General features: G+C 70.9%; 19 protein-coding genes. 11 read left to right on the top strand and 8 right to left on the bottom strand.

Features of this window, described 5'->3' with window-relative positions:
• Positions 1–289: 289 nt before the first annotated feature.
• Together D0D15_RS25495 and D0D15_RS25490 are read right to left on the bottom strand one after the other, a co-directional pair.
• Positions 290–649, bottom strand: a complete 360-nt coding sequence (locus D0D15_RS25495) for a VOC family protein (RefSeq protein ID WP_338024666.1) — start codon at positions 647–649, stop codon at positions 290–292.
• Positions 650–729: 80 nt separating this feature from the next.
• Positions 730–1878 carry a coiled-coil domain-containing protein gene (locus D0D15_RS25490; RefSeq protein ID WP_094004026.1) on the bottom strand — a complete coding sequence of 383 codons (1149 nt, stop codon included), beginning with the start codon at positions 1876–1878 and terminating at the stop codon, positions 730–732.
• A gap of 205 nt (positions 1879–2083) precedes the next feature.
• Here D0D15_RS25490 and D0D15_RS25485 point away from each other — a divergent pair, with 205 nt between their 5' ends.
• Together D0D15_RS25485 and D0D15_RS25480 are read left to right on the top strand one after the other, a co-directional pair.
• The gene (locus D0D15_RS25485) at positions 2084–3184 is read left to right on the top strand and encodes an adenosine deaminase (RefSeq protein ID WP_094004027.1); all 1101 of its coding nucleotides are present in this window, start codon (positions 2084–2086) and stop codon (positions 3182–3184) included.
• Between the two features lie 78 nt (positions 3185–3262).
• Positions 3263–4456, top strand: a complete 1194-nt coding sequence (locus tag D0D15_RS25480) for an MFS transporter (RefSeq protein WP_094004028.1) — start codon at positions 3263–3265, stop codon at positions 4454–4456.
• Here the strand turns inward: D0D15_RS25480 and D0D15_RS25475 are convergent.
• Positions 4422–4784: a MerR family transcriptional regulator gene (locus D0D15_RS25475; RefSeq protein WP_094004029.1), complete on the bottom strand. Its 363-nt coding sequence runs from the start codon at positions 4782–4784 to the stop codon at positions 4422–4424. The two genes, D0D15_RS25480 and D0D15_RS25475, sit on opposite strands and share 35 nt — an antisense overlap.
• Positions 4785–4851: 67 nt before the next feature.
• Here D0D15_RS25475 and D0D15_RS25470 point away from each other — a divergent pair, with 67 nt between their 5' ends.
• Positions 4852–5604, top strand: a complete 753-nt coding sequence (locus D0D15_RS25470) for an amidohydrolase family protein (RefSeq protein WP_094004030.1) — start codon at positions 4852–4854, stop codon at positions 5602–5604.
• 6 nt (positions 5605–5610) lie between these two features.
• Here the strand turns inward: D0D15_RS25470 and D0D15_RS25465 are convergent, their stop codons facing one another.
• Positions 5611–6867 carry a primosomal protein gene (locus D0D15_RS25465; protein WP_094004031.1) on the bottom strand — a complete coding sequence of 419 codons (1257 nt, stop codon included), beginning with the start codon at positions 6865–6867 and terminating at the stop codon, positions 5611–5613.
• Positions 6868–6975: 108 nt separating this feature from the next.
• Here D0D15_RS25465 and D0D15_RS25460 point away from each other — a divergent pair, with 108 nt between their 5' ends.
• The gene (locus D0D15_RS25460; RefSeq protein WP_094004032.1) at positions 6976–9480 is read left to right on the top strand and encodes a DEAD/DEAH box helicase; all 2505 of its coding nucleotides are present in this window, start codon (positions 6976–6978) and stop codon (positions 9478–9480) included.
• A gap of 574 nt (positions 9481–10054) precedes the next feature.
• On the opposite strand, the gene D0D15_RS25455 is transcribed toward D0D15_RS25460, so the two are convergent.
• A complete protein-coding gene (locus D0D15_RS25455) occupies positions 10055–11557 on the bottom strand; it encodes a hypothetical protein (protein ID WP_115944790.1) in 1503 nt (500 codons plus the stop codon).
• Between the two features lie 155 nt (positions 11558–11712).
• On the opposite strand from D0D15_RS25455, the gene D0D15_RS25450 reads away from it, so the two are divergent.
• Positions 11713–12975 carry a cytochrome P450 gene (locus D0D15_RS25450; protein WP_094004044.1) on the top strand — a complete coding sequence of 421 codons (1263 nt, stop codon included), beginning with the start codon at positions 11713–11715 and terminating at the stop codon, positions 12973–12975.
• 153 nt (positions 12976–13128) lie between these two features.
• Here the strand turns inward: D0D15_RS25450 and D0D15_RS25445 are convergent, their stop codons facing one another.
• Entirely contained in the window at positions 13129–14085 is a 957-nt protein-coding gene (locus tag D0D15_RS25445) for a sugar-binding transcriptional regulator (RefSeq protein WP_233157113.1), read from the bottom strand.
• Between the two features lie 121 nt (positions 14086–14206).
• Between D0D15_RS25445 and D0D15_RS25440 the strand changes: the two genes are divergently transcribed.
• From D0D15_RS25440 to D0D15_RS25425, 4 genes are read left to right on the top strand one after another with little or no spacing between them, the layout of a single operon-like run.
• Entirely contained in the window at positions 14207–15211 is a 1005-nt protein-coding gene (locus tag D0D15_RS25440; protein ID WP_094004045.1) for a zinc-dependent alcohol dehydrogenase family protein, read from the top strand.
• On the top strand, positions 15204–16544 hold the full coding sequence (locus D0D15_RS25435; RefSeq protein ID WP_094004046.1) for an ABC transporter substrate-binding protein: 1341 nt from the start codon (positions 15204–15206) through the stop codon (positions 16542–16544). Before D0D15_RS25440 ends, D0D15_RS25435 begins: the two co-directional genes overlap by 8 nt.
• Positions 16541–17476 carry a carbohydrate ABC transporter permease gene (locus D0D15_RS25430; RefSeq protein WP_094004047.1) on the top strand — a complete coding sequence of 312 codons (936 nt, stop codon included), beginning with the start codon at positions 16541–16543 and terminating at the stop codon, positions 17474–17476. Before D0D15_RS25435 ends, D0D15_RS25430 begins: the two co-directional genes overlap by 4 nt.
• Before the next feature lie 5 nt (positions 17477–17481).
• Positions 17482–18297 (top strand): carbohydrate ABC transporter permease, encoded by an 816-nt coding sequence (locus D0D15_RS25425; protein WP_369806769.1) that lies wholly within the window; start codon positions 17482–17484, stop codon positions 18295–18297.
• On the opposite strand, the gene D0D15_RS25420 is transcribed toward D0D15_RS25425, so the two are convergent.
• Both D0D15_RS25420 and D0D15_RS25415 read right to left on the bottom strand, forming a co-directional pair.
• Complete coding sequence (locus D0D15_RS25420) at positions 18298–18489, bottom strand: ferredoxin (protein WP_094004049.1); 192 nt, start codon at positions 18487–18489, stop codon at positions 18298–18300.
• 8 nt (positions 18490–18497) lie between these two features.
• Complete coding sequence (locus D0D15_RS25415; RefSeq protein WP_094004050.1) at positions 18498–19682, bottom strand: cytochrome P450; 1185 nt, start codon at positions 19680–19682, stop codon at positions 18498–18500.
• 130 nt (positions 19683–19812) lie between these two features.
• Here D0D15_RS25415 and D0D15_RS25410 point away from each other — a divergent pair, with 130 nt between their 5' ends.
• Together D0D15_RS25410 and D0D15_RS25405 are read left to right on the top strand one after the other, a co-directional pair.
• Positions 19813–20445: a TetR/AcrR family transcriptional regulator gene (locus tag D0D15_RS25410; RefSeq protein ID WP_094004051.1), complete on the top strand. Its 633-nt coding sequence runs from the start codon at positions 19813–19815 to the stop codon at positions 20443–20445.
• 11 nt (positions 20446–20456) lie between these two features.
• Positions 20457–21095 carry a GNAT family N-acetyltransferase gene (locus D0D15_RS25405; RefSeq protein ID WP_094004052.1) on the top strand — a complete coding sequence of 213 codons (639 nt, stop codon included), beginning with the start codon at positions 20457–20459 and terminating at the stop codon, positions 21093–21095.
• The last annotated feature ends 286 nt before the right edge of the window (positions 21096–21381 follow it).

Below are 21381 nucleotides of genomic sequence, written 5' to 3'. Positions count from 1 at the left end.
CCCCCGCCCCCTCACCTTGGGTGTGTATGGGTCGCCGAGCAGGCGTGTCAAGGCGGGAAAGAGTACCTTGACACGCCTGATCGGCGACCAAAAGCAGGCTGGGGATCGGGGGCGGGGGAGGGCTGGCGCGTAGTCGGTCTGCTTGCGTTGCCGGCCGCCGGTTGTGCAGGAGGGCTCCGGGCCTTCGCGTAGTCGGTCCACTGCCGTTGCCGGCCGCCGGTTGTGCAGAAGGTGCGGGTCTGGTGCGTAGTCGGTCCACTCCCGTTACCGACCACCAATCCACCGCTCCTCAGTTCGCGGCCCCGTGCCCCAAATCCACGATGCAGAACACGTTCCCCTCCGGGTCCGCCAGCACCACGAAATCCGGGTCCTCCGGGTACAGCTCCCAGTCCACCTGCACCGCCCCCAAAGCCACCAGCCGCGCGGTCTCGGCTGCCTGCTCCTCCGCCGAGTCCACGAACAGGTCCAGGTGCACGCGCGGATGCCGCTGCACCGGCGTCTCACTGCGCATCAGCGCCAGCACCGGCCCGTCCTCCCCGCTGAGGGTGCGCCAGTTCTCGTTCACCCACTCGCCCGTCGGGCGCAGGCCGAGCGCCTTCGTCCAGAACGTTTCGGCCCGGGGGAGGTCGTCGACGCCCAGCACCGGGATTCCAACCGCAGCATGGTCCGAGCCTAGACACGCGAAAGGCCCCGGGCACGGCGTGCCCGGGGCCTTGACAACGCGAGAACTCAGGCCTCCGAGTCGTCACCCTCGGGCTTGGCCTTCACGTCGGCGTTCTTCGGCGCCCGGCCGTTGCGCGCCCGCCGTGGCTGGCGCTGCGCGGGCGGCGGCGGGGCGATCTGCGGCACCGACGGCCCACCGCCGAGCATCAGCTCCGCGAACGTCGCCATCGCCTCGTCCAGCTGGCCGCCGATGCGCCGCTCCGACTCCTCGTTGCTGCGGCGCACCAGGGAACCCACCGACTCGGTGTCCGGACGGCTGGACAGCGTGCCCTCGACCCGCGAGAACCCGCTCTTCACCGCGCCGCCGAGGTCGCCGAACTGCACGGCCACCCCCTCGTCGACCTTGTCGATCCGGCCGGCCAGATCGTCCAGGCGCCCGGTGATCTGCTCCAGGCGCGAAGACAGCGCTTCCAGCCGCTCGGTCGGGTCCAGCATCTCGCCGGTCTCGTCGATCGCGCCGCGCAGGGCCTGCGTGGCCGCCTCGACGCGCTCGCGGTTCTGGCTGTCCGCCTCGTCCACGCGGCCGCGCAGCTCGGTCAGGCCGTTCTCGACCCGCTCGCGCAGCTCGCCGACACCGTTGTCCACCCGCTCGCGCAGCTCGCTCATGCCCGAGTCGACGCGGTCGCGCAGGATGGACTCGGCCATCTCGATGCGCTCCTTCACCGGGCCGTGCACGGCCTGCGGCAGCGCGTCGAGCTTCGCGTCCTGCTTGTCCAGGTGCCCGTTCAGGTCGTCCAGGCGGCGGTGGATGTTCTCCAGCTTGTCCTCGAGCCCGTCCATCCGGCCGGCGACGCCCTCGAACCGGGCGGCCACACCGTCCAGGCGGCCGTCGAGCTGGGCGAACGGCTTCGCCAGCTTGTCGACGATGCTCTCCACCGCGCGCGCCAGGTCCGCGAGCGCGTTGTCCTGCGCCTCCAGGCGGGACATGGCCTCGTCCAGGCGCTCGGCGAGCACGCCGACCTCGGTGCGGTCGGGCAGCTCCGACAGCCGCTTGCGCACGGCGCCCAGGGAGTCGACCGGAGCGAGCCGCGCGTAGATGTCATCGAGCGCGTCGAAGATCTGCTGCTGCTCGCTCTCGCGGACTTCGGCCGCGCGCACCAGCATGTTGCGCATCCGGTCGAAGGACGGAGCTCCAATGTGGTTATCAGTGGTCACTTCGGTGTCCTTCGTCGGCGGGGAAAGAGGGACGTGGCGGAAGCTTAACCATTGCGGAATTGCTCTGGGTATCGCCCCCGTAAAGGCGGGAACGCCGTGGTGGCCCCGGTTGGCCGAATGCGCGCGGCCTGAAGCTCGAGTGGAGCCTGAGAGTTGCCATCACGCGCGTCCATGTAGGTGACCGCCGCGGGGGTACCGTCGGAGCATGTCCGACAACGCCACGACAGCGCCCCTGACCATGGAAAACATCCGCCGGGCGCCCAAGGTCCTGCTCCACGATCACCTCGACGGAGGACTCCGTCCGGGGACGGTGATCGAACTGGCCGACGCCCTCGGCTACCGCGATCTCCCCACCACCGACGTGGCCGAGCTGAGCCGCTGGTTCCGCGACGCCGCCGACTCCGGCTCCCTGGAGTCCTACCTGGAGACCTTCGCCCACACCTGCGGCGTGATGCAGACCGAAGAAGCGCTGGTCAGGGTCGCCGCCGAGTGCGTGGAGGACCTCGCCGCCGACGGCGTGGTCTACGCCGAGGTGCGGTACGCGCCGGAGCTGTTCGTCGAGCGCGGGCTGACGCTGGACGCGGTCGTGGAGGCCGTCCTGGCGGGGTTTGCGGAGGGTGAGCGTCGAGCGGCTCAGCAGGGAAAAGTCATCCGAATGGGTACTTTGCTGTGTGCGATGCGTCAGCACGCCCGGGCGGCCGAGATCGCCGAGATCGCGGTGCGTTACCGGGACTCCGGGGTGGCCGGGTTCGACATCGCGGGACCGGAGGCCGGATTCCCGCCCACCCGCAACCTCGACGCATTCGAATATCTGCGCACCAATAACGCGCATTTCACCATTCACGCCGGTGAGGCGTTCGGACTCGCTTCCATTTGGGAGGCGATTCAGCATTGTGGCGCGGAACGGCTCGGGCACGGCGTGCGGATCGTGGACGACATCAAACGCGATCCGGACGGCACGGTCCACCTCGGCCGGCTCGCGAGTTACGTCCGCGACCGCCGCATCCCGCTGGAGATCTGCCCGTCCTCCAACGTGCAGACGGGCGCCGCCGCGTCGATCGCTGATCATCCGATCGGGCTACTCGCGGACCTGCGCTTCCGGGTGACGGTCAACACCGACAACCGGCTCATGAGCGGCTGCTCGGTGTCGAGCGAGTTCGCCGCGCTGGCCGAGGCGTTCGGCTACGGCTGGGCCGACTTCCAGTGGTTCACGATCAACGCGATGAAGTCGGCGTTCCTCGATTTCGATCAACGGCTCGACCTGATCAACAACGTGATCAAACCGGGCTACGCCGAGTTGGCGTGAAAGTCCCTTGTGATCGTTAGCGTCGGCAAGTAAGGTCCAAGATGTAGGAACAAGTTCTCATATCTTGGGACGGTCGCGATGAGCCGGGCAGCTGTGCTGGACACGAGGAGTAGGCGCCGGTGGGGCATCCTCGCGCTCGGCCTCGCGGCCCAGACCGCGAGCTGCTCGTTCCTCTACGGCATCCCGTTCCTGGTGCCGGAGATGCGCGCGGCCGGGCTGACGCTCGCGCAGGCCGGCACGATCGTCGCCGCGCCCAGCATCGGCGTGCTGTTCACGCTGATCGCGTGGGGCGCGGCGGCCGACCGCTACGGCGAGCGCCTGGTGATGGCGCTGGGCCTGGGCGCGTCGTCGGTGCTGCTGCTGGTCACCTCGCTGGTCGCGCCGTCGACCGGGCTGCTGTTCGCGTTGTTCCTGCTCGCCGGGATGCTGACCGCGTCGGTGAACGCGGCCAGCGGCCGGGCGGTCATGGGCTGGTTCGGCCCGGACGAGCGCGGCACCGCGATGGGCGTGCGGCAGACCGCGCAGCCGCTCGGCGTCGGCGTCGCCGCGCTGGCCCTGCCGCCGCTGGCGCAGCACTGGGGCTTCCAGGCGGCGGTGCTGTTCCCGGCGGTGTTCGGGCTGGTGGTCGCCGCGCTGGTGGCGTGGCTGGTGATCGACCCGCCGCGGCCGGAGAAGAAGCCGGGCGCGCCGAAGCCGGCCTCGCCGTACCGGACGCCGACGCTGTGGCGGCTGCACGGGGCGAGCGCGCTGCTGGTGATCCCGCAGTTCGCCGTGTCGGCGTTCGCGCCGGTGTACCTGGTGTCGGCGCACGGCTGGAGCGCGCTGGCGGCGGGCTGGTTCCTGGCGGCGGTGCAGGTGCTGGGCGCGGCCGGGCGGATGGCCTCGGGCTACTGGTCGGACCGGGTGGGCAGCCGGTTGCGCCCGATGCGGCAGCTGGCGGTGGCGAGCGCGGCGGTCATGCTGCTGGTCGCGGTCGGGGACGTGACCTGGATGTGGGTGGTGTTGTTCGCGCTGGTCCTGGCGGCGGTGATCACGGTGGCGGACAACGGGCTCGGCTTCACGGCGTCGGCCGAGCTGGCCGGGATCGACTGGGCCGGGCGCGCGATGGGCACGCAGAACACGGCGCAGAACATCGCGGCGTCCCTCACGCCGCCGCTGCTGGGCCTGGTGATCGGCGACTCGCGCTACGCGCTGGCGTTCTGCGTCGCCGCGGTGTTCCCGGTGCTGGCGATCGGGCTCACGCCGGTCCGAGCCGAGACTCGGTCGTCGTGATCGCCTGGCGGAGCGCGGCCCGCGCGGCGGTCAGTTCCGCGGCGCGGGCGTCCAGCTCGGTGAGCCGGGCGCGCAGCGTGTCGAGGACGCCGGGGCAGGCGTCCAGCGTGCCGTCCGGGTGGGCGCAGTCGATGATGCGGCGGATCTCCCGGGTCGGCAGGCCGACGGTGAGCAGTTCGCGGATCTGCCGCACGCGCTCGACCGCGTCGGCGTCGTACTCGCGGTACCCGTTGTCGCGGCGCTGAGCGGTCAGCAGCCCGACGCGCTCGTAGTACCGCAGCAGCCGCTCGGTCGTCCCGGCGCGCTTGGCGAGTTCACCGATCAGCATCGCTTGACCTTCCCACCATGTCAGGGATCAACACTGCCGGGAGTACCACGATTCCCGGAGGAAGACCTTGATCATCGACGCCCACAGCCACGTCCACGACCCCGTCGAGAAGCACCTCGCCCTCCTCGACGAGGCCGGTGTCGACAAAGCGATCTTGTTCGCGACCCGTCCGCACCCCGAACGCGCGACGACGCTGGACGAGCTGAAGGGGGAGATGGCCGTGCTGTCGCGGAGCCTGTCCGGCAGCGGCGACGGCCGGGCCACGGCCCTGCGTGAGCTGGACGCCGCGCTCGCCGGCTCGGACCGGTTCCTCGGCTTCGGATCGGTGGACCTGTTCGCACCGGACGTGGCGACCGCGGTCGAGGAGATCGGCCGCAAGTGGCACGGCATCGGCGAGCTGACCCCGCCGCCCGGCCGCGCCGATCTGCTCGAACCGGTGCTGCGCGCGGCCGGCGACCTGCCGGTCGTGGTGCACGGCGCCGCCCCGACCACCGCCGCCGACCTGGCGACCATCGGCGCGCTCGCCCGGAAGTACCCGCGGACCCCGCTGGTGATCAGCCAGCTCGGCGGTGGGCACTGGATCGACGCGATCGAACTCGTCCGCGAGACGCCGAACCTGTGGCTGGAGCTGTCGACCGCGAGCCTGGTGTTCTCGGTGCGGCTGGCGATCGCGGAGGTGCCGGACCGGACGTTGTTCGGCTCGGACGCGCCCTACGGCGACCCGGTGCTGGCCCGCGCGCTGGTCGAGCGCGTCACGCCGTCGGAAGCAGCGCGCGCCGCGATCCTCGGGGGGAACGCGGCGCACCTGCTCGATCTGTGACGGGTTCTAGTGCACCCGGAGCCGGTTCTCGAACGCCTCCACCAGCTTGCGCCACTCGCTCTGCTCGGTGTCGAACGGGGCGCTCGGCGCGAGGCGGCCGGGGTCCGGCTTCAGCACGAACGACACCAGCCACCCCAGGCTCTCCGAAGTGGACAGTGCGGTGGCCACCGCGTCGTCCCCGGCCCAGTCCGCGGCGTCGGTGATCAGCTCGACGGCCAGGTCCAGCTGCGTCGGGTCGATCGCGTCCGGGCCCTCGGCCAGGTCCTCGTCCAGGCCGGCCAGCACGTAGGTGTTCTCGGTGTCGACCTCGACCTCCAGCTCACCGGCGGTGGCCTTGGCGAGGACCTCGTCCCAAGTGGACACCTCGGCCAGGTCCGAGTCGGCGAACGCCGTGGAGTCGGCCAGCGCCCGCGCGAGCGCCTTCTCCGACTTGAACACGTCGATCTTGCCGTCGCTGCCGAGGAAGATCGGCTCGTCGTCCAGGTAGCAGCGCAGCGAGTAGTACTCGTGGCCGGAGGTGATGATCTTGATCGGGTCGATGCCGACCTCGCCCCAGAACCCGACCGGGACGTCCTCCTCCTCGTCGTCGGAGTCGGTGCTCTCGACCGTGTCGAGGTCCTCGTCGGCCTGCTCGGACTCGACCTCGGCCTCGGCGGACTCCTCCAGGAAGGTGGCCAGCTCCTCGGCGGTCTGCTCGAGCACGCCGGCGTCCACATCGGGCACCTTGACCAGGCCGTCGATCGCGTCCAGCACGGTGTCCCACTTCTCGGACACGGCCTCGGCCAGGTCGTTCCACAGCCGCTCACCCTCGCGGCCGGTGAACGGCAGCCGCCCCTGCTCCAGCAGCGAGAAGCCCTCGGTGGCGTCCAGCACCTCGTGGACCTCGTCGAGCTCGCACACGTCGGCCAGCGAGCGCACGATGCCGACGATCTCGGCCAGCTCGCTGATCGTCCACGAGTCCGGGTCCTCGGCGACCAGCTCGGGCACGCCGACCAGGTCGTAGGAGTGGTCGTCGTCGGGGATCAGCTCCGGCACGTTCAGCGCCGGGACCGCGTGCCACGCCGGGTGGTCGATCAGGTCGTGCTGCTCGGCGGTCCGGACGAACGCGGCCAGGTGCGCGGCGTCGGGGAAGGCGTACAGATCCTCCTCGTCGCCGAGGAAGGCCTCCCATTCCTCGCCGTCCTCCCGCCAGCGCGGGGCCCAGAGGGTCACCAGGTCCCCCTGCGGCAGCCCGAGTTCGATCGGGACGATGTCCTGTGCCATGCCAGCCCTCCGGATTACACCTGTGTGTGGGAAGCCTACGGCTTGACGGGACCGCCCGCGATGGGCCCCATCTGCTCTCCGGCCGCGGGTGGCACGATGGTACCCACAATGACCCTTTCAGACCTCCTGCCAGCGGATCCGGATCCCGACACGCTGTTCGAGACGTTTTCGGCCTGGACGGCCGAACGCGGGCTCGAGCTGTACCCGGCGCAGGAAGAGGCGCTGATCGAGGTCGTCTCCGGCGCCAACGTGATCCTGTCCACCCCCACCGGCTCGGGAAAGAGCCTGGTCGCGGTGGGTGCCCACTTCACCGCGATGGCCCACGGCAAGCGCAGCTACTACACCGCGCCCATCAAGGCGCTGGTCTCGGAGAAGTTCTTCCAGCTCATCGAGATCTTCGGCGCCGACAACGTCGGGATGATGACCGGCGACTCCGCGGTCAACCCGGATGCCCCCATCATCTGCTGCACCGCGGAAATCCTGGCGAACATCGCGTTGCGGTTCGGTGCGGACGCCCCGGTCGGCCAGGTCGTGGCCGACGAGTTCCACTTCTACAGCGAGCCCGACCGCGGCTGGGCGTGGCAGGTGCCGCTGCTGGAGCTGCCGAACGCACAGTTCGTGCTGATGTCGGCCACGCTCGGTGACGTCACGTTCTTCGAGAAGGATCTGACGCGCCGCACCGGCCGGACCACCGCCGTGGTCACGTCCGCGCAGCGCCCGGTGCCGCTGACCTACCGGTACGCGCTGACCCCGCTGCACGAGACGATGACCGAGCTGCTCACCGGCGGGCAGGCCCCGGTCTACGTGGTGCACTTCTCGCAGGCCGCCGCGATCGAGCGGGCGCAGGCGCTGATGAGCATCAACGTCACCACCCGCGCCGAGAAGGACGCCCTCGCCGAGGCGATCGGCGACTTCCGGTTCTCCGCCGGGTTCGGCAAGACCCTGTCGCGGCTGGTGCGGCACGGCATCGGCGTGCACCACGCCGGCATGCTGCCCAAGTACCGGCGGCTGGTCGAGCAGCTCGCGCAGGCCGGGCTGCTCAAGGTGATCTGCGGGACCGACACGCTCGGCGTCGGCATCAACGTGCCGATCCGCACGGTGGTGTTCTCCGCGCTGACCAAGTACGACGGGGTGCGCCAGCGGCACCTCAAGGCACGCGAGTTCCACCAGATCGCCGGGCGCGCGGGCCGCGCCGGGTACGACACCGACGGCTACGTCGTGGTGCAGGCGCCGGACCACGTGATCGAGAACGCGAAGGCGCTGCAGAAGGCGGGCGACGACCCGAAGAAGAAGCGCAAGATCGTCCGCAAGAACGCGCCCGAGGGGTTCGTCAACTGGACCGAAAGCACGTTCGAGCGGTTGATCTCGTCCCCGCCCGAGCCTCTGACCTCCAGTTTCCAGGTGAGTCACGCGATGCTGCTGAACGTGATCTCGCGGCCGGGCAACGCTTTCCAGCACATGCGGCACCTGCTGGAGGACAACCACGAGGACCGGCCGTCGCAGCGCAAGCACATCCGCCGGGCGATCGCGATCTACCGCGCGCTGGTGGCCGCGGGGGTCGTGGAGCGGCTGTCCGAACCGGACTCCGCGGGCCGGATCGTGCGGCTGACCATGGACCTGCAGCTGGATTTCGCGCTGAACCAGCCGCTGTCGCCGTTCGCGCTGGCCGCGATCGAGCTGCTGGACACCGAGTCGCCGTCGTACGCGCTCGACGTGGTGTCGGTGATCGAGTCCACAGTGGAGAACCCGCGGCCGGTGCTGTCGCAGCAGCAGTTCAAGGCGCGCGGCGCGGCGGTCGCGGCGTTGAAGGCCGAGGGGGTCGAGTACGAGGAGCGGATGGCGCTGCTCGACGAGGTGACCTACCCGAAGCCGCTGGAGGAGCTGCTGGAGGCGGCGTACGAGACGTACCGGCGCGGGCACCCGTGGGTCGCCGACTACGAGCTGAAGCCGAAGTCGGTCGTGCGGGACATGTACGAGCGGGCGATGAACTTCGTCGAGTACGTCAACTTCTACTCGCTGGCGCGGTCGGAGGGGCTGGTGCTGCGGTACCTGGCCGACACCTATGACGCGCTGCGCCGGACGGTGCCGGACGAGGCGAAGACCGAGCCGCTGGAGGACCTGATCGCGTGGCTCGGCGAGATGGTGCGCCAGGTCGACTCGAGCCTGCTGGACGAGTGGGAGGCGCTGCGGCACCCGGGGGAGCAGCCGGTCGTGGCGCAGGCGTTGCCGGAGAAGCCGCCGCCGGTCACGGGCAACGAGCGGGCGTTCCGGGTGCTGGTGCGCAACCAGATGTTCCGGCGGGTCGAACTGGCGGCCCGGCGGGCGTACGCGGAGCTGGGGGAGCTGGACGCGGCGTCCGGCTGGAACGACATCGAGTGGGAGGCCGCGCTGGAGGCCTACTACGAGCAGCACGAGTCGATCGGGATCGGCCCGGACGCCCGCGGCCCGGCGATGCTGATGATCGAGAAGGAGCCCGAGGTGTGGCGGGTGAGGCAGATCTTCGACGACCCCGCGGGCGACCACGACTGGGGCATCAGCGCCGAGGTGGACCTGCCCGCCTCGGACGAGGCAGGCACGGCGGTGCTGCGGGTGACGGCGGTGGACCAGCTCTGAGCCGCCGGTAGCTCGGGTGGTTCCCCCGGCGGCTGGTGGTCGGCGCTGGGGCTCGCGTGGAGGCTTGTTGTCCGCCTGGTGGTGTTGGGCGGTGCCTGCTTGGCCCCTTGCCGAGGGTGAAGCCGGACGGGGAGGCCGGTCCAGCTCCTTCCCACCCAGCGGCATGCCGACACAGCTTCTGGTCGGCCGCAGCGGGCGCTGACTCCGGGATGTCCACCCGGCTCGCGCCTGCCGTCCAGCGGTGTCCGCGGCGCGGGCTGCTGGTTGGCCTCGTGCTGGTGGTTGGTGGGGGAGGCGGGCCCGGCTGGTGCCTGCCGTCCAGCGGTGTCCGCGGCGCGGCTTCTGGCCAGCGCCATGTCGGGCTGGCCTCGGCGGGCCCGCTCGGCTCGTGCTGCCGTCAGTGGCGTTGCGGCGCGGCTTCAGGCCGCCTCCGTCTCGGGGCTGGCGTCGGGAGGCCCCGCCCGGGTCTTTCCGCCGTCGCGGCCCCAGTTCTCCAGTGCCGGCTCTCGGGTGTCGTGCATAAGTCCCCTCGCCGCGGCGTCCTGGGGGCTGGGCGCCGCGGCGAGGGGGTCGGTCAGCGCCGGTGTCGGGGCCCGGCGTCGACCGGGCCTGGGTCCGGCGCGGCGGTTTCTGGGTAGCGGGGCAAGCCGGCGAACGTGCCCGTCGAGCCCTGCTGCTGCGGAACGGCCGGCTGCTGCGGCGGCGGGTCCTGGTCGGTCTGTGGGAAGGGCTCCGGGTTGCGGCGGTACAGCGCCGGTGTGGGCGCGGTGGGCGCCATGTCCATCGGCGAGCCGACGGACGGCACGTTGCCGGAGGCGTAGGCGGGCTGCTGCCCCCCGGACGGCACCTCACCCGACGCGTACGTGGGCTGGCCGCCTGAGGGGATCTCCCCAGAGGGGTAGGCAGACTGCGCGGCGGACGGCACACCCCCGGAGGCGTACGGACGCTGAGCCCCGGACGGCACCTCGCCGGAGGCGTAGGCAGCCTGCGCGCCTGAGGGCATCTCGTCGCGGGCGTACGAGGCATGGGCGCCGGACGCCGGTTCGCCCGACGCGTAGGCGGACTGAGCCCCGGACGGCCCCTCGCCAAAGGCGTAGGTGGCCTGGGTGCCGGAGGGCATCTCCCCGGAGCCGTAGGTGGCTTGTGCCGCGGAGGGCATCTCGCCGGAGGGGTAGGCAGTCTGCGCGCTGGACGGTGCTTCGCCGGAGGCGTAGGTGGCTTGTGTGGGGGAGGGCATCTCCCCGGAGCCGTAGGTGGCTTGTGCCGCGGAGGGCATCTCGCCGGAGGGGTAGGCAGTCTGCGCGCTGGACGGTGCTTCGCCGGAGGCGTAGGTGGCTTGTGTGGGGGAGGGCATCTCCCCGGAGCCGTAGGTGGCTTGTGCCGGGGAGGGCATCTCCCCGGAGGGGTAGGCAGGCTGCGCACTGGACGGTGCTTCACCGGAGCTGTAGGTCGCCTGTGTGGCGGAGGGCACCTCCCCAGAGGCGTAGGTCGCCTGGGTGGCGTAGGGCATCTCCCCGGAGGGGTAAGCCGTCTGCGCAGCGGACGGCGCATCGCTCGCCGCGTAAGCGCCCTGCGTCCCGGACGGCACCTCACCGGAGCCATAAGTCGGCCCCCCGGACTCCGCCGGGTACGCCGAACCGTACGACGGCATCGGCACGTCGGCCGGTGTCTTGGCCACCGGGCGCCTCGGGTCGGGCATCGGTGCGTGGGACGCCGCCGGATCCATCGCCGGGGGCCGCTCGGCCTGCGGGTTCTGCCCGGGCAGGATGTCCATCGGCGATCCGGCCCGCTGCGCCGGCGGCGCGTGGTGACGCCCCTGCCCACGCGAAATCTCGTCCTCGCCGGAGTACCCGGCCAGCGGGTTCTTGGCGTTGCGCTTCGGCCCGCGCCGGGCCAGCCCAACCAGCCCGAACAGGCCCAGCAGCCCCAGCAGGCCCCACAATCCCGGGGGTATGTCCCGCAGCTGCTCCTGCGCGAGAACGGACTCGGCCGGCGCGGCGCTCGCCACGGCCGAGCCGAACGGCAGGAGGACGCACACCGCGGCGGCGACCGTCCCGAGGCGGGCCCTGTCAGGCATTACAGCTCACTCCCCTGGTTGTGGTTGACGCCACGATGTACCCGCCCCCACCCGGTCCAGACCAGATGCCGACCTAGTGGGTGACCTGCACCACCTGCGCGAGTGACTTCGCTTGCGACGCCGGAATCGTCGGGATCCGCGTGTAACCTGCGCCCATGGGGCTTCGCGAACGGGTGGTTTCCTGGGTGGGCCGCCGTTACCTCGCCAGAGCGCAGAAAAAGGGCTTCGACCTGTCGGTTTTGCCCGATTCTGCGCTCATGCCGCTGCGCCGCGACGGTCTGGACCCCGTGCCCGAACTGGGCGCGACCAGGCAAGCGGCGCCGGTCAGCCGGTTGCCGCTGCCCTTCGGCATCACCGCGTGGCTGGTCACCGGTTACGGCGAGGCGAAGGAAGTGCTCGCCGCCACGGACAAGTTCAGCAACGACTACACCAACCTCGTCGGCAAGGCGGGGTTGTCGGCCGAGCAGAATCCCGGTGGGCTCGGGTTCGCCGACCCGCCGGACCACACGCGGCTGCGCAAGATGCTGACGCCGGAGTTCACGATGCGGCGGCTGAACCGGCTCACGCCGCGCATCGACGAGATCATCACCGAGCAGCTCGACGCGATGGAGAAGGACGGCGGCACGGTCGACCTGATGCAGTCGTTCGCGCTGCCGATCCCGTCGCTGACGATCTGCGAACTGCTGGGGGTCTCCTATGAGGACCGTGACGACTTCCAGCGGCTGAGCACGGTCCGGTTCGACCTGTTCGCCGGGGCGGGCGCGTCGTTCGGCGCGATCTCCGAGTCACTGTCCTATTTGCTCGAAATCGTGCGGAAGCAGCGCGTCGAGCCGGGTGACGGCCTGCTCGGGATGCTGGTGAAGGAGCACGGCGACAACATCTCGGACCAGGAGCTGGCCGGACTCGCCGACGGTGTGCTGACCGGCGGCCTGGAGACGACGGCGAGCATGCTGGCGCTCGGCGCGATCGTGCTGCTGCGGGACCGGCCGACGTTCGAACTGGTGCGCGATTCCGACGAGGCGGCCCGCGATTTCGTCGAGGAGCTGCTGCGGTACCTGACGGTGGTGCAGGTGGCGTTCCCGCGGTTCGCGCGCGAGGACGTGACGGTCGGCGGGCAGGAGATCGCCAAGGGCGACATCGTGTTCGTGTCGCTGAGCGGGGCCAACCGGGACGCCGCCCTGGGCGCCGGGATGGAGTCCTTCGACCCCACCCGACCGGCGACGCAGCACCTGGCCTTCGGCTGGGGCGCGCACCGGTGCATCGGGGCGGAGCTGGCACGCATGGAGCTGCGCGCGGCGTACCCGGCGCTGGTGCGGCGCTTCCCCGACCTGCGGCTGGACATCGAGCCGGAGCAGCTGAGCTACCGCCGGACGTCGATCGTCTACGGCGTGGACAGCCTGCCGGTGCGGGTCAAGTAAGCCCAACCGCACCGCGAGTCCCACGTTCCCGCGCGCGAGTTCCACGTTCGCGCGCCGCGGCGCTTTCGCTGAGCGTGGAACTCGCGGTGCTGAGCGTGGAACTCGCGGTGCTGAGCGTGGGACTCGCGTTCGCGAGCGTGGGACTCGCGCGCGTCACGCGCCGCGAAGCCGCAGCGCCCCCTCCGCCGCCGGGGTGTCCGTGATCAGCGTCGACACCAGGCCGGATCGCAGCACGGCGTCGATCGCCTCCGCTTTCGGTGCCGTGTAGCCCAGCGCGATCACCTCGGGCACTTTCAGCAGCTCCGCCGTGTCGATCGCCAGCACGTGGTGCGCCAGCCCGGTCGACAGCGGCTTCCCCTCGCCGTCGAACAGCCGTGCCGCGACCTCCGCCCGAGCGCCCCGCGCCGTGATCGCCTCGCGTTCGGCCGGGGACACCGCGTCGTACACCGTCGACTCGCCCGGCAGCCACGCCCCGATGCTCACCACCGCCTTCGTCAGGCGCGGGAACTGCGCGACCGTCTCCGCGATCCCCGGCTGCCGCCGCAGGATCTCCGTCGTCCGGCGGTCCGGCAGCACCAGCGGCCCGTAGATCGGGTACGCGTCGCCGCCGGACACCTCCGCCACCCGCCGCACCGTCTCCACCGACCGGTCCCGCATGTCCATCCCGGCCTGCACCCCGCACAGCTGCACGATCGGGCACCTCGGCAGCCGCTGCACCGCCGCCGCCATCGCGTTCACCGACCGCGCCCACGACAACCCCACCACGTCGTCCTCGGTGACCGTCTCCGACAGCAGCCGCGCCGCGAACCCGCCGATCTGCTGCCGCACCTGCGCCCGCGGCCCGGCGCTGGCCGCTCGATTGAGCACGAACGCCTGCCGCAGCCCGTACGCGGACCGCAGCTCGTCGGACAACCGCACGTCGATCGGCGCCGGCGGCGCGAACTCCACCCGCACCAGTCCCCGCTCCAGCGCCGCGTCGATGAGCCGGGCCACCTTGAACCTGCTGATCCCGAAGTCGGCGGCGATCTCGATCTTGGACTGCCCCAGCACGTAGAACCGGTGCGCCACCAGCGTCGCGGTGAGCCCGTCCACCACGCCCATCTCGCTCATTTGAGCACTATAGCTCGCATCCCGTTGACGAGAAACCGCCAAAACCCCTCTAATGCATGACCAAGCATGTGACCACAGAGTCGTGACGCGCTCAGATGAGCGCAGGAAGAGGTGAGACGGCATGCGCGCCGCCATCGTCGATCAGCCGGGCTCCATCAGGGTCGGCGAGGTTCCCGATCCCACCCCGGGGGAGCGCGACGTCGTGATCAAGGTCGGCGCGTGCGGCATCTGCGGCACCGACCTGCACATCGCCGACGGCCACTTCCCGCCGACGCCCTACCCGATCGTCCCCGGCCACGAGTTCGCCGGCGAGATCGTCGAGATCGGCAAGAACGTCCCCGGCGGCTGGCAGGTCGGCGACCGGGTGGCCGTCGACCCGTCCCTGTTCTGCGGCTACTGCGACCCGTGCCGCGCCGGCCACGGCAACCTCTGCGAAAACTGGGGCGCCACCGGCGACACCGTCAACGGCGCCTTCGCCGAGTACGTGGCAGTGCCCGCCAGCACCTGCTACCGCCTGCCGGACCACCTGTCCTGGCAGGAGGGCGCGCTGGTCGAGCCGGTGTCCTGCGCCGTGCACGGTGTCCGCCGCATCGGGGTCGAGGCGGGCGAGCACTTCCTGGTCGTCGGCGCCGGAACCATGGGCCTGATCATGCAGATGCTCCTGCAGCGGGCCGGCGCGCGCGTCACGGTGGTCGACCGCAACGCGTCCCGCCTGCCGCGGGCCAAGGACCTCGGCGCGCACGCCGTCGCCACCGACGTGTCCGAACTGGACGGTGAGCGGTTCGACGCGGCGGCCGACTGCACCGGTGCGGCCCCGGCGATCGAGGCCGCGTTCGATTCGCTGCGCCGCGGCGGGCGTCTGCTCGTCTTCGGCGTCGCCCCGGCGGAGGCGCGCGTCGCGCTTTCGCCCTTCCGGATCTACAACGACGAGATCACGGTGGTGGGTTCGATGGCTGTTCTGCACTCCTACGGCGCCGCGCTGGACCTGGTGTCCTCCGGCGCGGTCGCCACGAAGGCCCTGCTGACCGATGCCTTGCCGCTGGAGCGGTTCCCCGACGCCCTGGACCTGATGCGCAGTGGCGCGGGTCTGAAGGTGCAGGTGCTGCCGGGAGCCCGGGATGCGTGAGCGCCTGGCACTCCTCGCGGTCGCCGCGCTGCTCACCCTGACCGGCTGCGCGGGCGCCGGCGCGCTCGGCGCGGGCGGCAACACCCTGGTCATCGCGATCGTGGCGAACCCGCAGATGAACGACGCCATCTCGCTGTCGCACGAGTTCGAGGCGGCGAACCCCGGCGTGAAGCTCAAGTTCGTGTCGCTGCCGGAGAACCAGGCGCGCGCGAAGATCACCGCCTCGACCGCCACCCAGGGGGGCGAGTTCGACGCGGTGATGATCAGCAACTACGAGACCCCGCAGTGGGCGGCCAACGGCTGGCTGGAGAACCTCCAGCCCTACATCGACGCCAGCCCCGGTTACGACCCGGGCGACTTCATCCCGAGCATCCGCGACTCGCTGTCCTACCAGGGCTCGATGTACGCGGTGCCGTTCTACGGCGAGTCGTCGTTCCTGGCCTACCGCAAGGACCTGTTCGAACAGGCCGGGCTGACCATGCCGGAGCGCCCGACGTGGCAGCAGATCGCCGACTTCGCCGCGAAGCTGGACGACAAGGCGGCCGGCGTCGCCGGCATCTGCCTGCGCGGCAAGCCCGGCTGGGGCGAGAGCCTCGCGCCGTTCACCACGGTCGCCAACACCTTCGGCGCGCAGTGGTTCGACCAGGACTGGAACGCGAAGCTGGACACCCCGGAGTTCCGCGAGGCCGCGAACTTCTACGTCAACCTGGTCCGCGAGCACGGTGAGGTCGGCGCGTCCAGCGCCGGGTTCTCCGAGTGCGGCACGCGCTACGGTCAGGGCCAGGCCGCGATGTGGTACGACGCCACGGTCATGGCCGGGACGAACGAGGACCCGGAGTCGAGCAAGGTCGTCGGCAAGTCCGGGTACGTGGCCGCGCCGGTGGTGAAGACCGAGGCCAGCGGCTGGCTCTACACGTGGGCGCTGGCGATCCCGAAGGTCGGCAAGAACAAGGCGGACGCCTGGAAGTTCCTGCAGTGGATGACGAACAAGGAGTTCGTGCGGACGGTCGGCGAGACCTACGGCTGGAACCGCGTCCCGCCCGGCTGCCGGTTCTCCACCTACCGGATCCCCGAGTACGCCGAGGCCGCGAAGGCCTACGCCCAGCCGACGCTGGACGGCATCGACGCGGCCGACCAGCGCAAGGTGATGACCAAGCCGGTGCCCTACCCGGGCATCCAGTTCGTCGGCATCCCCGAGTTCCAGGACCTGGGCACCCGGGTCAGCCAGGAGCTGTCGGCCGCGATCGCCGGGCAGATCACCGTCGACGAGGCCATCGAGCAGTCGCAGGAGTACGCGCAGACCGTCGGCGATTCCTACCGGGAGACGAAATGACCGCCGTGGCGCCCACTGTGGCAAGTGGACAGAGGGCCGACGCGAAACCGGTGAAGCGCAAGGGCGCGATCCCGTGGGTCCGTCGTGCGCCCCTGCTGCCCGCGCTGTTGTTCACCATCGTGGTGACCCAGATCCCGTTCGTCCTCACGGTGGTGTACTCGTTCCAGTCGTGGAACCTCGTGCGGCCGGGTTCGCAGCACTTCGTCGGCCTGCAGAACTACCTCGACGTGTTCGCCGACTCCCAGTTCCGCGGCGCGATGCTCAACACCGTCGTGCTGACGGTGGTGTGCGTGTTCGTCGCGCTGCTGCTCGGGCTCGGCCTGGCGCTGCTGCTGGACCGCAAGTTCCTCGGCCGCGGTGTGGTGCGGACGCTGCTGATCACGCCGTTCCTCATCCTGCCCGCCGCCGGGGCGCTGCTGTGGAAGACGACGATGTTCGACCCGACCTACGGGCTGCTGAACTTCGTCTTCGGCGGCGAGACCGACTGGCTGTCGGAGTTCCCGCTGGCCTCGGTCATGGCGCAGGTCGTGTGGCAGTGGACCCCGTTCATGATGCTGCTGATCCTGGCCGGCCTGCAGAGCCAGCCGAAGGACGTGCTGGAGGCCGCGCAGGTCGACGGCGCCGGCCGGTGGCGCACGTTCGCCTCCATCACGCTGCCGCACCTGTCCCGGTACCTGCAGCTGTCGGTGCTGCTGGGCGCGATCTACATCGTGAACAGCTTCGACGCGATCTTCCTGATGACCCAGGGCGGTCCGGGCACCGCGAGCACGAACCTGCCGTACTACATCTACCAGCGGGCCTTCCAGGGCTTCGACATCGGCCAGTCCTCGGCGATGGGCGTCATCGTGGTGATCCTGACGCTGATCGTGGCGACCTTCGCGCTGCGCCTGATGTTCCGCGCGTTCGACGTGAGCAAGGGGGTCGTGAAGTGAGCACCGTGCGCAGGCGGCTCGGCCCCGCCTCCCTGACCACGGCGACGTGGGTGGTCGCCATCCTGTTCGTGTTCCCGCTGATCTGGATGGTGCTGACCGCGTTCAAGCAGGAGGCCGACGCCTACACCGATCCGCCGCGGATCGCGTTCACCCCGACGCTGGACCAGTTCGCGAGCATCTTCGAGCGCGGGTTCCTGCCCTACCTGGGCAACTCGGCGTTCGTGACGATCCTGTCCACGCTGATCGTGCTGCTCCTGGGCGTGCCGGCGGCCTACGCGCTGTCGCTGGCCCCGGTGCCCAAGACCAGCAACGTGCTCGGGTTCTTCCTGTCCACGAAGATGCTGCCGATCGTCGCCGCGATCATCCCGCTGTACGTCATCTCGCAGCGCACGCAGCTGCTGGACAACGTGTGGGCGCTGGTCATCCTCTACACGGCGATGAACCTGCCGCTGGCGATCTGGATGATGCGCTCGTTCTTCCTCGAGGTGCCCACCGAGATGATCGAGGCCGGGCGCGTCGACGGGGCGAACCTCCCGACCCTGCTGTACCGGGTGATCCTGCCCGTGGTCGCGCCCGGCATCGCGGCGACCGCGTTGATCTGCGTCATCTTCTCGTGGACCGAGTTCTTCTACGCGGTCAACCTGACCGCGGCGCGGGCCGGCACGGTGCCGGTGTTCCTCGTCGGGTTCATCACCAGCGAGGGCCTGTACTGGGCGCAGCTGTCCGCGGCCGCGCTGCTGGCCTCGCTGCCGGTGATGATCGTCGGGTGGATCGCGCAGAACCACCTGGTCCGCGGCCTGTCGATGGGCGCGGTGAAGTAGCTACTCCTGCAGGGACAGCGCCATGGCGGGGCACAGCTTGACGGCCTCGCGGGCGCTGTCCAGCTGCGCACCCTCGGGGTGCTCGACCAGGACCACGACCGTGCCGTCGTCGTCCTGGTCGAACACCTCCGGTTCGGTCAGGACGCACTGGCCCGCGCCGATGCAGAGATCGGTGTCCGCGACGATGCGCATGGCTCCTCCTACCAGGTCACCGGGAACTCGTGAATACCGTAGACGCTCGCGTCGTCCTTGAACGGCAGGGAGTCCAGTGGCACGGCCGGGCGCAGGCCGGGGACCTTCCGGAACAGCGTGTCGAACACGATCTGCAGCTCCATCCGGGCGAGGTTCTGGCCGAGGCACTGGTGCGCGCCGAATCCGAACGCCAGGTGGTGCCGCGCGCCGCGCTCGATGTCCAGCTCCTCGGGGTGGTCGAACGCGTCCGGGTCGCGGTTGGCGAGGTTGGTCAGCGGCACCACGCCCTCGCCGGCCCTGATCAGGACGCCGCCGATCTCCACGTCCTCGACCGCGACGCGGGAGGCCGCGAACTCGGCGATCGTGAAGTACCGCAGCAGTTCCTCGACCGCGGGCAGGGTCTTCGACGGGTCCTGCCGGATCTTCTCGATGTCCTCCGGGTGTTCCAGGAACGCCATGGTGCCCAGCGAGATCATGTTCGCCGTGGTCTCGTGGCCCGCGATGAGCAGCAGGAACGCCAGGCTCACCAGCTCCTCGCGGTCGTCCTGCTTGTCGAGCTGGCGGCTGAGCAGGTCGTCGGCGGGCGCCTTCGCCTTCTGCTCGATCAGGTCCGCGAGGTAGTCGCGCAACGCGTCGATGGAGGCTTTGCGCTCCAGCGGTGGGGTGACCCGGCTGATCAGGCGCGACGAGTGCAGCTGGAAGAACTCGTGGTCGGCGTAGGGCACGCCGAGCTGCTCGCAGATGACCAGTGACGGCACCGGCAGGGAGAGCGCTTTCACCAGATCGGCCGGCTTGGGGCCGGCGAGCATCGCGTCGATGTGCTGGTCGACGATCTCCTGGATGCGCGGGCGCAGCGCCGCCATGCGCCGCACCGTGAACTCGCCGACCACCTTGCGCCGCGCCGGGCCGTGCTCCGGCGGGTCCATGCCGATCAGCGACGCGCGGAACGTGGTGTTCAGGCGCTGCCCCTTGACCAGCAGCGGGAACTTCGGGTGGCGCCGGTCGGAGCTGAACCGCGGGTCGGTCAGCATCGTCCGGATGTCCTCGTGCCGGGTGAGCGCCCAGGCCGGCTCGCCACTGGGCAGGGTCACGCGCTGGACCGGCGCCTCCTCCCGCAGCCTGCGGTGCTCGTCCGGTGGCCCGTAGGGACAGCCGCGGGTGATGGGCAGTGTGGCGGGAAGCTGAGCGGTCACGGTTCCACCCCAATCCGGACAAAATGTGGAAGGATGTCGTCCACTTATTGCTCAACGTACTGATGTGGAAGCTTTTCGTCCACGTACGTTCGGGTGAGAGAATCTGGCGGGGGTCACGGAGAGGAACGACATGACGGCTTCGGAGACCCGGCTGCGCGCGGACGCCCGGCGCAACCGCGACCAGATCGTCGCCGCCGCCCGCCAGGTGTTCGCCGCCGCGGGGCCGGACGTGCCGATGGAGGAGATCGCGCGTACCGCCGGGGTCGGCGTCGGCACGCTCTACCGGCGGTTTCCCGACCGGGAGGCGCTGATCCGGGCCGTGGCGCGGGAGAGCTTCGCGCAGGTCCTCGCCGACGCGCGGGAGGCGGCGGCCGAGGAGCCGACGGCGTGGGACGCGCTGGTGCGCCTGGCCGGCCGGTCGCACCAGCTGCAGGCGAGCGTCCAGCTCGCGCTGGTCTCCGAGCGGGCCAGGGAGATCCTCAAGGGCGACCGGCAGACCGCGGAGTTCCGCGACGCGCTGCTGGCCGAACTGGACGCGATCGTCCGCGCGGCGCAGGCCGAGGGATCGGTGCGCGCCGACATCGGCACCGGGGACGTCGCCATCCTGTTGTCGCTGGTCCTGCGCCGGCCGTCGGCCGTGGACGACCCCACGTTGCTGGCCTCCGAGCGCGTGGCGGTCCTCATGCTCGACGGACTGCGAGCGCGTCCCGGCAGCCCGTTGCCCGGGCGCCCGATCACCGGCGAGGACCTCCAAATCCATTGACGGGTACCGGTATGGTGCTCGCGATGGTGCTGCCTCCGCCCCGCCTCGACCTGGCGCGCTACCGCGCCCCGGTCTGGGCCGGTGTGCCCGCGCGGGCCGGGCGGAAGGTGCGGCTGCGGGTGGTCACGCCGGCCGATCAGCGCAGGCTGGCGGGGTTCGACCGGGAGGCGGCCGACACGCGGCGCGTCGGTGAGTACCGGCACTGGGCGGCCCACCGCGCCGAGGCGGATTTCCACTTCGCGATCGAGACCCTGCGGGGCGGGCTGGTGGTCGGCTCGCTCTCGGCCACCGAGGCGGACTCGCCGGACCGCTTCAGCTACGGCATCGGGATCGGCCCGCAGCACCGGCGGTGCGGCTACGCGGGCGACGCGGTGATCACGTTGCTGCGCTTCATGTTCGGCGAGCGCGGCTACCGCAAGTGCGAGGTCAGCATCTACGGCGGCAACGTGGCGTCGCTGTCGCTGCACGCGAGGCTCGGCTTCCGCGAGGAGGGCCGGCTCCGCGACACCGAACTGTCCCGCGACGGCGTCAAGTACCTGGTGCTGATGGGCATCACGGACACCGCGTTCGCGGAGATCCACCCGGACTTCCCGGCCGCCGAGGTGCGCGGCCGCCACTGGCGCCCCCGCGGCCGCCACCGCGACCGCTGAGCCCGCCGAGGGCTTGCTTGGCGGGGTAGTCACCGGGGGTCGCTGGGCCACCCGGCCCCGCCGCGGCTCGCGTTCCGCGCGGGTCGTCCCCGCGACCGCTGACCTCGTCTGGCGAGGCCGCGGGGCGCGGCAGCCACCGGGACCGCCGGGCCACCCGACCCCACCGCGACTTGCGCTTCCGCGCGGGTGGCCGGGCCACGGAGGTGCGGGCCATCCCCGCGACCCGTTGAGCCCAGCCGAGGGCTTGCGTGGCGGGGCCATGACGCGGTGGTCACCGTCCCGCCGG

The sequence above is a fragment of the Amycolatopsis thermalba genome (assembly GCF_003385215.1).
Taxonomy (GTDB): Bacteria; Actinomycetota; Actinomycetes; order Mycobacteriales; family Pseudonocardiaceae; genus Amycolatopsis_E; species Amycolatopsis_E thermalba.
This window is presented reverse-complemented; position numbering and strand designations above follow the sequence as displayed.